This is a genomic window from Pseudomonas sp. ef1 (genome assembly GCF_007293365.2).
Taxonomy (GTDB): Bacteria; Pseudomonadota; Gammaproteobacteria; order Pseudomonadales; family Pseudomonadaceae; genus Aquipseudomonas; species Aquipseudomonas siliginis.
The window spans coordinates 5,639,346-5,653,589 of record NZ_CM129815.1 but is presented as its reverse complement, the minus strand read 5'-3'; the positions used below and the strand labels follow the sequence as shown (position 1 = coordinate 5,653,589).

At 58.8% G+C, this 14,244-nt stretch carries 16 protein-coding genes and 1 tRNA gene; 13 read left to right on the top strand and 4 right to left on the bottom strand.

Annotation, left to right across the window (positions count from 1 at the left end):
- Window positions 1-61: 61 nt before the first annotated feature.
- The 13 genes from ruvA (at window position 62) to nadA (ending at window position 10,235) form a co-directional block, all read left to right on the top strand.
- Complete coding sequence (ruvA, locus tag FEE99_RS25875) at window positions 62-670, top strand: Holliday junction branch migration protein RuvA (protein ID WP_024014088.1); 609 nt, start codon at window positions 62-64, stop codon at window positions 668-670.
- Entirely contained in the window at window positions 671-1,732 is a 1,062-nt protein-coding gene (ruvB, locus tag FEE99_RS25870) for a Holliday junction branch migration DNA helicase RuvB (protein WP_024014087.1), read from the top strand.
- Window positions 1,733-1,859: 127 nt separating this feature from the next.
- Entirely contained in the window at window positions 1,860-2,327 is a 468-nt protein-coding gene (gene ybgC, locus FEE99_RS25865; RefSeq protein ID WP_041479792.1) for a tol-pal system-associated acyl-CoA thioesterase, read from the top strand.
- Complete coding sequence (tolQ, locus tag FEE99_RS25860) at window positions 2,317-3,012, top strand: protein TolQ (RefSeq protein ID WP_008080223.1); 696 nt, start codon at window positions 2,317-2,319, stop codon at window positions 3,010-3,012. The genes ybgC and tolQ overlap by 11 nt, the downstream gene beginning before the upstream one ends.
- 23 nt (window positions 3,013-3,035) lie before the next feature.
- The gene (gene tolR, locus FEE99_RS25855; protein ID WP_160767866.1) at window positions 3,036-3,488 is read left to right on the top strand and encodes a protein TolR; all 453 of its coding nucleotides are present in this window, start codon (window positions 3,036-3,038) and stop codon (window positions 3,486-3,488) included.
- Window positions 3,488-4,564, top strand: coding sequence for a cell envelope integrity protein TolA (gene tolA / locus FEE99_RS25850; protein WP_016773505.1), 1,077 nt, complete (start codon window positions 3,488-3,490; stop codon window positions 4,562-4,564). Before tolR ends, tolA begins: the two co-directional genes overlap by 1 nt.
- Window positions 4,565-4,581: 17 nt before the next feature.
- Complete coding sequence (gene tolB / locus FEE99_RS25845; RefSeq protein WP_164488347.1) at window positions 4,582-5,862, top strand: Tol-Pal system beta propeller repeat protein TolB; 1,281 nt, start codon at window positions 4,582-4,584, stop codon at window positions 5,860-5,862.
- A gap of 52 nt (window positions 5,863-5,914) precedes the next feature.
- Window positions 5,915-6,412, top strand: coding sequence for a peptidoglycan-associated lipoprotein Pal (gene pal, locus FEE99_RS25840; RefSeq protein WP_003178634.1), 498 nt, complete (start codon window positions 5,915-5,917; stop codon window positions 6,410-6,412).
- A 6-nt stretch (window positions 6,413-6,418) separates the two neighbouring features.
- Window positions 6,419-7,258, top strand: coding sequence for a tol-pal system protein YbgF (gene ybgF, locus FEE99_RS25835; RefSeq protein ID WP_041479790.1), 840 nt, complete (start codon window positions 6,419-6,421; stop codon window positions 7,256-7,258).
- Between the two features lie 167 nt (window positions 7,259-7,425).
- Window positions 7,426-8,073 (top strand): 7-carboxy-7-deazaguanine synthase QueE, encoded by a 648-nt coding sequence (gene queE, locus FEE99_RS25830; protein ID WP_041479789.1) that lies wholly within the window; start codon window positions 7,426-7,428, stop codon window positions 8,071-8,073.
- Between the two features lies 1 nt (window position 8,074).
- Window positions 8,075-8,767 carry a 7-cyano-7-deazaguanine synthase QueC gene (queC, locus tag FEE99_RS25825; protein ID WP_041479788.1) on the top strand — a complete coding sequence of 231 codons (693 nt, stop codon included), beginning with the start codon at window positions 8,075-8,077 and terminating at the stop codon, window positions 8,765-8,767.
- Between the two features lie 63 nt (window positions 8,768-8,830).
- Window positions 8,831-8,906, top strand: a tRNA-Lys gene (locus FEE99_RS25820).
- A gap of 270 nt (window positions 8,907-9,176) precedes the next feature.
- On the top strand, window positions 9,177-10,235 hold the full coding sequence (gene nadA, locus FEE99_RS25815) for a quinolinate synthase NadA (protein ID WP_016773509.1): 1,059 nt from the start codon (window positions 9,177-9,179) through the stop codon (window positions 10,233-10,235).
- Window positions 10,236-10,414: 179 nt separating this feature from the next.
- On the opposite strand, the gene FEE99_RS25810 is transcribed toward nadA, so the two are convergent.
- The 4 genes from FEE99_RS25810 to FEE99_RS25795 form a co-directional block, all read right to left on the bottom strand.
- Entirely contained in the window at window positions 10,415-10,903 is a 489-nt protein-coding gene (locus tag FEE99_RS25810) for an RDD family protein (RefSeq protein ID WP_024014082.1), read from the bottom strand.
- 97 nt (window positions 10,904-11,000) lie between these two features.
- Entirely contained in the window at window positions 11,001-11,213 is a 213-nt protein-coding gene (locus FEE99_RS25805) for a cold-shock protein (RefSeq protein ID WP_003227496.1), read from the bottom strand.
- 403 nt (window positions 11,214-11,616) lie between these two features.
- Complete coding sequence (gene gcvT / locus FEE99_RS25800) at window positions 11,617-12,741, bottom strand: glycine cleavage system aminomethyltransferase GcvT (protein ID WP_041479787.1); 1,125 nt, start codon at window positions 12,739-12,741, stop codon at window positions 11,617-11,619.
- A gap of 51 nt (window positions 12,742-12,792) precedes the next feature.
- Window positions 12,793-14,169, bottom strand: a complete 1,377-nt coding sequence (locus FEE99_RS25795; RefSeq protein ID WP_016773512.1) for an L-serine ammonia-lyase — start codon at window positions 14,167-14,169, stop codon at window positions 12,793-12,795.
- Window positions 14,170-14,244 lie beyond the last annotated feature (75 nt).

Below are 14,244 nucleotides of genomic sequence, written 5' to 3'. Positions count from 1 at the left end.
CGCGCAAGCCACCTTCAATCGTCGCCAGCCCACGGCTGGCCAGCGCTCAAGGATTCAAAACGTGATTGGACGCTTGCGCGGCACCCTGGCTGAGAAACAGCCGCCGCACCTGATTCTCGATGTGAACGGCCTTGGCTATGAGGTGGAAGTGCCCATGACCACCCTTTATCGTCTGCCGTCGGTCGGCGAACCGCTGACCCTGCACACCCATTTGGTCGTACGCGAAGATGCGCAATTGCTCTATGGTTTTGCCGGCAAGCGTGAGCGAGACTTCTTTCGCGAGCTGATCCGTCTCAACGGCGTCGGACCGAAACTGGCGCTGGCGTTGATGTCGAGCCTGGAAGTCGACGAGTTGGTGCGCTGCGTGCAGTCTCAGGACACTTCGGCGCTGACCAAGGTGCCGGGGGTTGGCAAGAAAACCGCCGAGCGTTTGCTGGTGGAATTGAAAGATCGCTTCAAGGCCTGGGAAACTTCGCCGGCGATGTTCGCGCTGGTGCCGAATCAGCCGGACGGCCCGGCGCCGGTCAACAGTGCCGAGACCGATGCGGTCAGCGCGTTGATCTCGCTGGGCTACAAGCCGCAGGAAGCGAGCAAGGCGATTTCCGCGATCAAAGACAAGAACCTGAGCAGCGAAGACCTGATCCGCCGCGCTCTGAAGGGAATGATTTAAGTGATTGAAGCTGATCGTCTGATCGCTGCCGCGCACAGCCCGCGCGAGCGCGAAGAAGTCCAGGACCGGGCCATCCGCCCGGTCAGCCTGGCTGATTACATTGGCCAGCCGACCGTGCGCGAGCAGATGGAGCTGTTCATCCAGGCCGCCCGCGGCCGCAGCGAATCCCTCGATCACACCTTGATCTTCGGCCCACCGGGGCTGGGCAAGACCACGCTGGCGAACATCATTGCTCAGGAAATGGGCGTGTCGATCAAAAGCACCTCGGGGCCAGTGCTGGAACGCCCGGGTGATCTGGCCGCGTTGCTGACCAATCTTGAGCCGCACGATGTGTTGTTCATCGACGAAATCCATCGTCTGTCGCCGATCGTTGAAGAAGTGCTGTATCCGGCGATGGAAGATTTTCAGCTCGACATCATGATTGGCGAGGGGCCGGCGGCGCGTTCGATCAAACTCGATCTGCCGCCTTTCACTCTGGTCGGCGCCACCACCCGCGCCGGCATGCTGACCAATCCGTTGCGTGATCGCTTCGGTATCGTCCAGCGCCTGGAGTTCTACAGCACGGCGGATCTGGCAACGATCGTCAGTCGTTCGGCGGCGATTCTCGGTCTGCCGCTGGATCCGGAAGGTTCGTTCGAGATCGCCCGTCGCGCCCGTGGCACCCCGCGAATTGCCAACCGTCTGCTGCGACGGGTGCGCGATTTTGCTGAAGTGCGCGCCAAGGGCCACATCACCAAAGCGGTGGCGGATCTGGCGCTGAACCTGCTGGACGTCGACGAACACGGTTTCGATCATCAGGACCGGCGTCTGCTGCTGACCATGATCGAGAAGTTCGACGGCGGCCCGGTCGGTATCGACAGTCTGGCGGCGGCGATCAGTGAAGAACGCCACACCATTGAAGACGTGCTCGAGCCATATCTGATCCAGCAGGGCTACATCATGCGCACGCCACGGGGCAGGGTGGTGACGCGGCATGCCTATCTGCATTTCGGTTTGAATGTTCCGTCACGCATGGGCGAGATGCCCGTGGCAGACGAGTTTCTCGACGCCGTCGACGATTGATACACATTTGTTGGTGATTTATTCAGGGTTTGTACTGTCAGACGACGGTACTTTTGCGTTAAAGCTTTGAAACCACGAAAAACAGTTGTCTGGCCGGATTGGCAACCTGAGGAGTAAGCACTAGAGTATGCGCGCGCAAAACGGGCTTGAGCCGTTCGCACATCGTTGTCGCGTTTATTACGAGGACACCGACGCGGGCGGCATCGTGTATTACGTTAATTACCTCAAGTTTATGGAACGGGCTCGAACCGAGCGGCTACGGGAACTGGGTTTTGCCCAATCTGTGCTTGCCGGAGAGGACCTGTTGTTCGTCGTGCATTCCAGCGAAGCGCGCTACCACGCGCCGGCGCGACTGGATGACGAACTGCTGGTAAGCGCTGATGTAATCGAATTGAACCGTGCCAGCCTGCGCTTCAAACAGCAGGTCAGGCGGGCCACGGATAATGTGCTGCTCTGCGAAGGGCAGTTTTTGGTGGCCTGCGTGCGCACCGACAGTTTGAAACCCCGGGCCCTTCCCGAAGACCTGCGTGCGGCCTTCGCCGACGCGGTCGGCCCGGGTACACACTCAAAGCAGGAGATAAAGCGTGGAAGCTAACGTCGTCGACCATTCCTCCATGTGGAGCCTGGTCAGCAATGCCAGCATCGTGGTGCAGTTGGTAATGTTGACCCTGGTGGCCGCATCGGTGACCTCATGGATCATGATCTTTCAGCGCAGCAACTTGCTGCGTGCCGGTCGACGTGCCCTGGAGAGCTTCGAAGAGCGCTTCTGGTCGGGCATCGACCTGTCCAAACTGTACCGTCAGGCCGGCAGCAATCCTGATCCGGATTCGGGCGTGGAGCAGATTTTCCGTGCCGGCTTCAAGGAATTCTCCCGTCTGCGTCAGCAGCCAGGTGTCGATCCTGAAGCCGTGATGGAAGGTGTCGCTCGTGCGATGCGCGTGGCCATCTCGCGCGAAGAAGAGAAACTCGAGCAGAGCCTGCCGTTCCTCGCCACCGTCGGTTCGGTCAGCCCGTACATCGGTCTGTTCGGCACCGTGTGGGGGATCATGAACTCCTTCCGTGGTCTGGCCAGCGCCCAGCAAGCGACGCTTGCTACCGTTGCTCCGGGTATCGCCGAAGCCCTGATCGCCACCGCGATCGGCCTGTTCGCTGCGATCCCGGCGGTCATCGCTTACAACCGTTTTGCTGCGCGCAGCGAAACCTTGCTGGGCCGCTACTACACCTTCGCCGATGAATTCCAGGCGATCCTGCACCGCAAAGTGCACACCAGCGAAGAATAAGCAGGTATTTCCCGATGGCTTTAATCGCTCGAGCTCGCAAAAAGCGCAAGCCGGTCGCCGAGATGAACGTGGTGCCCTACATCGACGTGATGTTGGTGCTGCTGGTCATCTTCATGGTGACCGCGCCGATGCTCAATCAGGGCGTGAAAGTTGATCTGCCCAAGGTTTCCAGCGAAGCCTTGCCGCAGGACAACAACACTCAGGTCCTGACCATTTCGATCAAGGCTGACAAGACCTACTACTGGAACCTTGGCAGCGAAGTCGACACCGAGAAGCAACAGGACAGGGCCATGACCCTGCCACAGATGACGGACGCGGTGACCAAGATCATCCGCGCCGGCACCGAGGGCGGCAAACGCACCCAGGTGTTCATTCGTGGTGACAAGACTGTCGACTACGGCGCCGTCATGGGTGCCATGGGCGGGTTGCAGAAAGCCGGGGTCGGTAACGTTGGTCTGATTACCGAGGCCCCCTGATGCAGCAACAGCGAGAGCCGTCCGCCTCGGAAAGCTACTTCTGGCCTAGTGTTCTGGCAATTGTCCTGCACGTGCTGGTATTCGGCATGCTGTTCGTCAGTTTTGCCTTCACGCCCGAACTGCCGCCGGCCAAGCCGATCGTCCAGGCGACTCTGTACCAGCTGAAATCGAAAAGTCAGGCGACCACCCAGACCAATCAGAAGATTGCGGGTGAGGCGAAGAAATCCGCCGCGCGCCAGACCGAAGTCGAACAGATGGAACAGAAAAAGATCGAGCAGGAAGCGGTGAAGGCGGCGGAACAAAAGAAAGAGGAAGCGGCTCAAAAGGCCGAGGAAGCCAAGAAGGCCGACGAGGCGAAAAAAGCCGACGAGGCGAAAAAGGCTGATGAAGCCAAGAAAGCCGACGACGCGAAGAAAGCCGAAGCGAAAAAGGCCGAAGAGAAACAATTGGCTGATATAGCCAAGAAGAAGGCCGAAGACGAAGCGAAGAAGGCTGCTGAGGAAGAGGCGAAGAAAGCCGCTGCCGAAGAAGCCAAGAAGAAGATCGTCGAAGACGCGAAGAAGAAAGCCGCCGAAGACGCCAAGAAGAAAGCTGAAGCTGAAGAGGCGAAGAAGAAAGTCGCCGAAGACGCGAAGAAGAAAGCTGCTGCCGATGCTGCGAAGAAGAAAGCGCAGGAAGCGGCACGCAAATCCGCCGAAGACAAAAAGGCCCAGGCCCTGGCAGATCTGCTTTCCGACACGCCGCAGCGTCAGCAGGCCCTGGCAGATGAGCAGGGTGACGAAGTTGCCGGCAGTTTCGATGACCTGATTCGCGCTCGTGCAGCGGAAGGCTGGGCTCGTCCTCCTTCGGCGCGCAAAGGCATGACGGTCGTGCTGCAAATCGGCATGTTGCCGGACGGCACGGTGACTTCGGTCAGCGTCGCCAAGTCCAGTGGTGACGGTCCGTTCGATGCATCGGCAGTCGCGGCAGTGAAGAATATTGGACGTTTGACAGAAATGCAGGGAATGAAGCCGAGCGATTTCGCTCCGTATCGTTCATTCAAGATGACATTCACACCTGAGGATCTAGCCTTGTGAGAAACCTTCTTCGAGGAATGCTGGTCGTGATCTGCTGCATGGCAGGGATCGCGACGGCAGATGAAAAGAACATTCTGGTCACCAGCGGCAGCGATCGGGCCACCCCGATCGCCGTCGTACCGTTCGGCATGCAGGGCGGCGCCGTGCTGCCTGATGACATGGCTGAAATCATTGGCAACGATTTGCGCAACTCGGGCTATTACTCGCCGATTCCGAAAGCCAACATGATTAGCCAGCCAAGCCAGCCGAGCGAAATCATCTTCCGTGACTGGAAGGCGGTGGGTGCTCAGTACATGATGGTCGGCAGCATCGCTCCAGCGGGCGGTCGTCTGCAGGTGCAGTGGGCACTGTTCAACGTCGCCACCGAGCAGAAAGTGGCGGACGGCAGTGTTTCCGGTACGACCGACCAGATCCGTGACATGGCGCACTTCATTTCCGATCAGTCGTTCCAGAAGCTGACCGGCATTGAGGGTGCCTTCTCGACGCGCCTGCTGTACGTGACGGCCGAGCGTTTTTCCGAGAAGAACACGCGTTACACCCTGCAACGTTCCGACTATGACGGTGCCCGCGCAGTGACTCTGCTGCAATCGCGCGAGCCGATCCTGTCGCCGCGTTTTGCACCGGATGGCAAGCGTATCGCCTACGTGTCGTTCGAGCAGAAGCGTCCGCGTATCTTCATGCAGAACATCGACACCGGTCGCCGTGAGCAGATCACCAACTTCGAAGGCCTCAACGGCGCGCCAGCCTGGTCGCCGGATGGCAATCGCCTGGCGTTTGTGCTGTCGAAAGACGGCAACCCGGACATCTACGTGATGAACCTCGGTTCGCGTCAGATCAGCCGCGTAACCAACGGCCAAGGCATCAATACCGAACCGTTCTGGGGCAAGGATGGCTCGACCATCTATTTCACCTCGGACCGTGGCGGCAAGCCGCAAATCTATAAAACCAGCGTCGGTGGCGGTGGTGCCGAGCGTGTGACGTTCGTGGGTAACTACAACGCCAACCCGAAACTTTCGGCTGATGAAAAGACTTTGGTGATGATCCACCGTCAGGATGGCTTCACCAATTTCAAGGTGGCAGCTCAGGATCTGCAGCGGGGTAGTGTAAAGATCCTCACTGATAGCACTCTGGACGAGTCACCTACTGTTGCGCCCAACGGCACCATGGTAATCTACGCCACCCGCCAACAGGGCCGGGGAGTCTTGATGCTCGTGTCCATTAATGGACGCGTGAGGCTCCCGCTTCCTACCGCTCAAGGCGAAGTCAGAGAACCGTCCTGGTCCCCTTACCTGAAGTGAGCGGGCGCTACACGTTTTACTTAACACACTGGGGTTCATTAGGAGTTTCACGATGGAAATGCTGAAGTTTGGTAAATTTGCTGCGCTGGCTCTGGCCATGGCTGTAGCTGTAGGTTGCTCGTCCAAAGGCGGCGACAACGCCGGTGAAGGCGCTGTTGATCCAAACGCTGGTTACGGCGCAAACACCGGTGCCGTTGACGGTTCCCTGAGCGAAGAAGCTGCTCTGCGCGCAATCACCACCTTCTACTTCGAATACGACAGCTCGGACCTGAAGCCAGAAGCCATGCGCGCTCTGGACGTTCACGCCAAAGACCTGAAAGCAAACGGCGCTCGCGTTGTTCTGGAAGGCAACACCGACGAACGTGGTACTCGTGAGTACAACATGGCACTGGGCGAGCGTCGTGCGAAAGCCGTTCAGCGCTACCTGGTACTGCAAGGTGTTTCCCCAGCTCAGCTGGAACTGGTTTCCTACGGCGAAGAGCGTCCAGTTGCTACCGGCAACGACGAGCAGTCCTGGGCCCAGAACCGTCGCGTCGAACTGCGTAAGTAATTCGATATGCGAACGTGCCGTCGTGCTGTAACTGTTCTGGCTCTCAGCCTTGCGCCGCTTGCGGCGTGGGCTGCGGTTCCTGTGGTCGATGACAACTCCGGTTATAACAATAGCGGGAGCAGTTATCCGCCTGCGGGTTACGGTACGAACGGCGCCTATGCCGGGGGAGCGGCTTCGGCCCCTGCCTCGGCACAAGGCATGCTGTTCAACCAATTGCAACAGATGCAGGATCAGATCTCGCGCCAACAGGGCGTGATCGAAGAACTGCAGAATCAGGTTGCGCGCATGAAGCAGGAATCCCTGGAGCGATACCAGGATCTTGATCGGCGCATAGGATCCGGCGTTGCACCAGCCGCGACTCCCGAGAATTCTTCTGCCGGTGGCGATGCAAGTGCTGCTGCCGGTGCTGCCGCAGGTGCGGGTGCTGCTGCGGCAGCCCAGGCCCCTGCTGCGGGTAGCGAACCGGCTGATCCGGCCAAGGAAAAGCTGTATTACGATGCCGCTTTCGACCTGATCAAAGCCAAGGATTTCGACAAGGCCAGCCAGGCCTTCGCCGCTTTCCTGCGCAAATACCCCAACAGCCAGTACGCGGGCAACGCTCAATACTGGTTGGGCGAAGTGAACCTGGCCAAGGGTGATCTGCAAGGTGCAGGTCAGGCCTTTGCCAAGGTTTCGCAGCTGTATCCCAAGCACAACAAAGTGCCGGATTCGCTGTACAAGCTGGCTGACGTAGAACGCCGCCTCGGTCATACCGACAAGGTCAAAGGCATTCTGCAGCAGGTGGTGTCCCAATATCCGGGCACTTCCGCCGCGCAGCTGGCCCAGCGTGATTTGCAGCGCATGTAAGCCTGTTCATCCGTGTTTTGAAGAAACCCGCGCTTGTCGCGGGTTTTTTCGTTAGAATTCACGCCCTTTTTCTGAAACACGCTTCTTGTGGTCTACGCGTTGGCGGGATTGCCTGAAGTGCCTGACGGAGGCGGACAGCCTGTTTAGCTGTTACGCCCGTGGCGACTATGCAAGACACATTGAGAATCACCGAAGTTTTCTACTCGTTGCAGGGGGAAACTCGGACTGCCGGGCTGCCCACGGTTTTCGTGCGCCTGACCGGTTGCCCGTTGCGTTGCCAGTACTGCGACAGCGCTTATGCGTTCAGCGGCGGCACCGTCCGTACCCTCGACGACATCCTTGAGCAAGTGGCCGGATATCGTCCGCGCTACGTCTGTGTCACCGGCGGTGAACCGTTGGCTCAGCCGAACGCCATTCCTTTGCTTGAACGGTTGTGTGATGCCGGTTACGAGGTGTCGCTGGAAACCAGCGGCGCCCTCGACGTGTCCGCCGTCGATCCGCGTGTCAGTCGCGTCGTCGACCTGAAAACGCCGGGCTCGAAAGAAGCCCATCGCAACCGTTACGAGAACATCGAACTGCTGACCCGCAACGATCAGGTGAAATTTGTCATCTGCTCGCGGGAAGACTATGACTGGGCGGTATCGAAACTGATCCAGTACGGGCTTGATCGACGTGCGGGTGAAGTGCTTTTCTCCCCAAGTCATCATGACCTCAATGCCAGGGATCTGGCGGATTGGGTGGTGGCAGATAACCTGCCAGTGCGGCTGCAACTGCAGTTGCATAAATATCTATGGAATGATGAGCCGGGGCGCTGAGATGATTGAACAACTGAACACTACCGAAAAACGTGCCGTTATCCTGCTTTCGGGCGGCCTCGACTCGGCCACCGTGGTGGCGATGGCACGCGCCGAAGGCTACGCCTGCTATACCATGAGCTTCGATTACGGCCAGCGCTCCCATGCTGAATTGCATGCCGCCGCCCGCGTTGCTCGCGATCTGGGAGTGGTCGAGCACAAGGTCATTGGCCTGAATCTCAACGGCATGGGCGGCTCGGCGCTGACTGACACCAGCATCGACATTCCGGAAGAGCTGGGCGAAGGCATTCCGGTGACTTATGTGCCGGCGCGCAACACCGTGTTTCTGTCGTTGGCATTGGGTTGGGCCGAAGTGCTCGGCGCGCGCGACATCTTCATCGGCGTCAATGCAGTGGATTATTCCGGCTACCCGGATTGCCGTCCCGAGTTCATCGAGTCGTTCGAGCGCATGGCCAACCTGGCCACCAAAGCGGGCGTGGAAGGCAATGGCTTCCGCATTCAGGCGCCACTGCAAAACCTGAGCAAGGCGCAGATCGTCCAGGCTGGCGTGAAGCTGGGCGTGGATTATGGCCTGACGGTTTCCTGCTATCAGGCAGACGATGACGGCCGCGCCTGCGGCAAATGCGACAGCTGCCGCCTGCGTGCTGAAGGCTTCGCGGCGGCAGGTGTGAGCGATCCAACTCCTTATTTTTGATCTTTTTCAAAAAAGGTGTTGAATAGTCCTTAAAAATCAGTATTATACGCGCCACCACACAGCGGGTCGTTAGCTCAGTTGGTAGAGCAGTTGGCTTTTAACCAATTGGTCGTAGGTTCGAATCCCACACGACCCACCATATTTGGCGGTTTAGAAAATCCGGAAGGCCCACGAAAGTGAGGATTTCCGGGTTTTTTTTTGCCTGCAATTCGGGCGTTCGATGTTTCAGCGCGGGCGGCCTGACACAGGTCAGAATCATCTTTTGTATCAACGGGATATTCTGTAGCCTTGCGCAGCTTCAACGCTGTCCGTGCCTGATGATACTCACTCTCCCGGCGGTACCCTCTAACGGTCCGGAGCCGGGTGTATACTCGACTTTCGCGCGAATGCGCCTGCAGGTCTTGCGAACATGACGCAGATTTCCGAACGCCTTCTGGTTCAAGCCCACCTCGACGCCAAACAGCCCAAACCGCTGACGGCAGAAGAGGAGGCTTATTACCGTTCCGCCATCGCCGCCGAGCTCAAGGCTCAGGACGCGGTGCTGGTTGCCCACTTTTATTGCGATCCGGTGATTCAGGCCCTGGCCGAAGAGACCGGCGGCTGTGTATCCGATTCCCTGGAAATGGCCCGCTTCGGCAACGCCCATCCGGCCAAGACCGTGGTGGTCGCCGGCGTGAAATTCATGGGCGAGACGGCAAAGATTCTCAACCCGGAAAAACGCGTGCTGATGCCGACCCTGGAGGCGACCTGCTCGCTGGACCTGGGTTGCCCGGTCGACGAGTTCTCGGCGTTTTGTGATCAGCATCCAGAGCGCACCGTGGTGGTGTATGCCAATACTTCCGCCGCCGTGAAGGCTCGGGCTGACTGGGTGGTGACTTCGAGCTGCGCACTGGAGATCGTCGAAAGCCTGATGGATAACGGCGAGACGATCATCTGGGGCCCGGACAAGCACTTGGGCACTTATATTCAGCGCAAGACCGGCGCCGACATGCTGCTGTGGGATGGTGCCTGCATCGTTCACGAAGAGTTCAAGTCCAAGCAGCTCGAAGACATGAAGGCGCTGTACCCGGACGCGGCGATTCTGGTGCATCCCGAGTCGCCGACTTCGGTGATCGAACTGGCGGACGCCGTCGGTTCCACCAGCCAGTTGATCGCGGCCGCGCAAAGCCTGCCGAACAAGACCCTGATCGTCGCTACCGACCGTGGCATCTTCTACAAGATGCAGCAGCTGTGCCCGGACAAGGTCTTCATCGAAGCGCCTACCGCCGGTAATGGCGCCGCGTGCCGCAGTTGTGCACATTGCCCGTGGATGGCCATGAACACCCTTGAGCGCACGCTCAAGAGCTTGAAAGAAGGCACCAACGAGATCTTTGTCGATCCGGCGCTGATTCCCCAAGCGATCCGCCCATTGAAGCGCATGCTCGACTTCACCCAGGCAGCGCGGATGAAATTGGCCGGTAACGCCTGAGAGAACCCCTTGTATGAGTGAGCCCTGTGGTGAGGGGATTTATCCCCGTTCGGCTGCGTAGCAGTCGTTAAGCAGCGCACGCGGTGTATCTGATACACCGCGGTGGTTGATTTTGGGGCGGCTTCGCCACCCAGCGGGGATAAATCCCCTCACCACAGGCCGACTCTTGAGTATGGAAGTTATTTGCTCTTCTTCGGGATCCGCACCACACGCGTATCCGAATAGATGTCATGCCAGGTGCGCTTCTGCTTGTCGAACAGCGACCAGAAGAATCCCAGCCCGACACACAACCACGACGCGATCGACACCATAAAGCGCAGCAGCGCCTGCCACAGGCTGATCGCTGTGCCGTTGGCGTTCTGCACGCGGATCCCCCACACCTGCATGCCCAGTGTCTGCCCGCCATGGGTCCAGAACTTGGCAAAGAAGCCGAACAATACCAACAGCAGCACCGTGGAGTAGAGCGGATCACCATCGAGCTGGCCGGCGTCGGTCATCACTCGCAGACGCTCTTCGCCAATGATCGCCGCCTGGATCAACTTATAGATGAATCCGGTGACGATCAGCAGGGCGGTGCACAGCAGGAAGTCGTAGAACATCGCCGCCAGACGACGACCGAGAGCAACGGGAGGAAAGTCCCCTTGCGGCGTGAGCAGGTGTTTCGACATGGCAGCCTCGGGACGCGAATGGAAGCGCCATTTTACGGATTAGCGCGCACAAAAAAGCCCCTGATATCAATATCAGGGGCTTTTTCGTATCAGAAGATCAGGCTTCTGCTTGTACTTCGTCAGCCTGCATGCCTTTCTGGCCTTGCACGGCAACGAAAGTCACCTTCTGGCCTTCTTTCAGGCTCTTGAAGCCGTTGCCCTGAATGGCGCGGAAATGTACGAACAGATCCGGACCGCTTTCTGGAGTGATAAAACCAAAACCTTTCTCGTCGTTAAACCACTTGACGGTACCGCTCTGACGTGTGGACATTTCTTATTTCCTTTGACGCATAAATTGATGACAGCCCCTTTCACATGAAAGAGTACTGGAGCTGGTTGCAAGGAGTAAGAAGACGTCGAGCGGGATGTAGCTAACTTGTAGGCTACTGCCCAGGTCACGATTCCAAGCTGACCCATGCAAACACAGTGGACAAACTCTACGCCAACTACGGGAGAAAAAACAAGCCCTGCGAAGGCCCCGGTTTTACTGCTCTTCGCGGCAATTAGTCAGTTTACTAGAGCAGTCTTGGACGATTGTCTGGTTCAGTTTTTTGCAGTCGTTATAAGCGACGTTCATATTCGAAACAGATGTTAAAAAACGCACTGTTTTATGGCGATTGCGTTACACATTAGTGCACGCATAACGCAATCGCGTTACTTATAGAAACAGTCGATCAACCGCGATAGTAGCGTTGTGGAACAAATGGCATTTTGCTTACAAGCATTTGCACCTTTTTCCCACGGACGATGGCCCATACGGGCGTATCGAGCGTGACGTAGGCGCTGTCGAGGTAACCCATCGCCAATGGGCCGCCCAAGGTCGGACCAAAGCCGCCGCTGCAGACGCTGCCGATGATCTCGCCGGCCTCGTTGACGATCTCTGCGCCTTCACGCACCGGGGTACGCTCCTGTGGCAGCAGGCCGACGCGTTTGCGTGCGACGCCGTTCTGTTGCTGCGCGAAGATCTGCTCGGCGCCCGGGAAACCGCCGGCCCGCGCGCCATCGGCGCGGCGGGGCTTGGAGATCGCCCAAAGCAGGCTGGCTTCTATGGGTGTGGTCTCGGTGTTCATGTCGTGGCCGTACAGGCACAGGCCGGCTTCCAGACGCAGCGAATCACGGGCGCCGAGGCCGATGGCCTGGACCTCTGGTTCGGCGAGCAGGGCGCGGGCGAGTTTCTCCGCTTCAGCGGCCGGTACCGAGATTTCGAAACCGTCTTCACCGGTGTAGCCCGAACGGCTGACAAAACAGTCCACGCCGAGCAACGACACACGGTTGAACTGCATGAAGGTCATCTTCGCCACGTCCGGCGCAAGACGCGCCAGCACCGTGACGGCTGCCGGACCTTGCAGGGCGAGCAGGGCGCGCTCTTCGAACAGCGCCGTAATGGTGCACTGATCGCCGATGTGTTTTTGCAGATGCGCGAGATCCTGATCCTTGCACGCGGCGTTGACCACCAGGAACAACTCGTCATTGCCCAGATTGGCAACCATCAGGTCGTCGAGGATGCCGCCGCTTTCGTTGGTGAACATCGCATAACGCTGCATGCCCACCGGCAGGTCGATGATGTCCACCGGCACCAGGGTTTCCAGGGCTTTGGCCGCATTGGCACCGGTCAGACGAATCTGGCCCATGTGCGAGACGTCGAACAGCCCCGCCTGTTCGCGGGTGTGCTGGTGTTCTTTCATCACCCCGAGCGGATATTGCACGGGCATGTCGTAGCCGGCGAACGGCACCATGCGCGCGCCGAGTTCGAGGTGCAGTGCGTGCAGCGGGGTTTTCGTCAGGTGTTCGGTGGTCATGCGGGACTCCTTGATTCATACCAATCCTCTCCCGCAGGGAGAGGGGGCTAATTAGCATTCGATAATGTTGACCGCCAGGCCGCCGCGGGCGGTTTCCTTGTATTTGCTTTTCATGTCGGCGCCGGTCTGGCGCATGGTGCGGATCACTTTGTCGAGGGAGACGAAATGCTGGCCGTCGCCACGCATGGCCATGCGCACCGCGTTGATGGCTTTCACCGAGCCCATAGCGTTGCGCTCGATGCACGGGACTTGTACCAGGCCGCCGATCGGGTCGCAGGTCAGGCCGAGGTTGTGTTCCATGCCGATTTCCGCGGCGTTCTCGACTTGTTGCACGCTGCCGCCGAGCACTTCGCACAGAGCGCCGGCTGCCATTGAACAGGCCACACCGACTTCACCCTGACAACCGACTTCGGCGCCGGAGATCGAAGCGTTTTCCTTGTAAAGAATGCCGATTGCGGCAGCGGTCAGCAGAAAACGCACGACACCGTCGTCATTCGCCCCGGGGATAAAACGCATGTAGTAATGCAGCACCGCCGGAATGATCCCCGCCGCGCCATTGGTGGGCGCAGTGACCACGCGTCCGCCATTGGCGTTTTCTTCGTTGACCGCCAGTGCATAAAGATTGACCCAGTCGAGCACCGACAGCGGATCGCGCAGGGCCGATTCCGGGTTCTTGCACAATTGCCGATGCAGCGCCGCCGCCCGGCGTTTGACCTTCAAACCGCCCGGCAAGATACCTTCGTTGCGACAGCCAGCAGCGACGCAGTCCTGCATCACCTGCCAGATTTTCAGCAGGCCGGCACGGGTTTCGGCTTCCGGGCGCCAGGCGCTTTCATTGGTCAGCATCACCTGGCTGATCGACAGCCCGTACGTAGCGCAATGACCGAGCAAGTCCTTGGCGCTTTTGAAAGGGAAGGTCAGTGGCGTTGCATCTTCGACGATGCGATCGGCACCGGCGGCATCTTCATCGACAACAAAACCACCGCCAACCGAGTAGTACTCGCGACTGCGGATCTGAATCCCCGCCGCATCGAAGGCGCGAAAGATCATGCCGTTGGGGTGATAGGCCAGCGGCTTGCGGATCATCGCCAGATGTTCTTTCTCGTTGAACGCGATGCTGTGTTCACCGAGCAGATTCAGTCGGCCATTGCCGCGAATTTCCTGCAGGCGCGCGGCGACGGTTTCGGTGTCGACTGTGTCCGGGTGCTCGCCTTCAAGGCCGAGCAGCACGGCTTTATCGCTGCCGTGACCTTTGCCGGTAGCACCGAGCGAACCGTACAGCTCGACACGCACGCTGGCGGTGCTGGTCAGCAGGTTTTCCCGGCGTAAGCCCTCGGCGAAGCGCGCAGCGGCGCGCATCGGGCCGACGGTGTGGGAACTGGAGGGACCGATGCCAATCTTGAACAGGTCGAACACGCTTAACGACATGGGGGCTCCTGCGGAGCAGTTGTGAGCTTCAAGCTGCAAGCTGCAAGTAAAAGCGGATCGGGTTTTCCTTGCGGC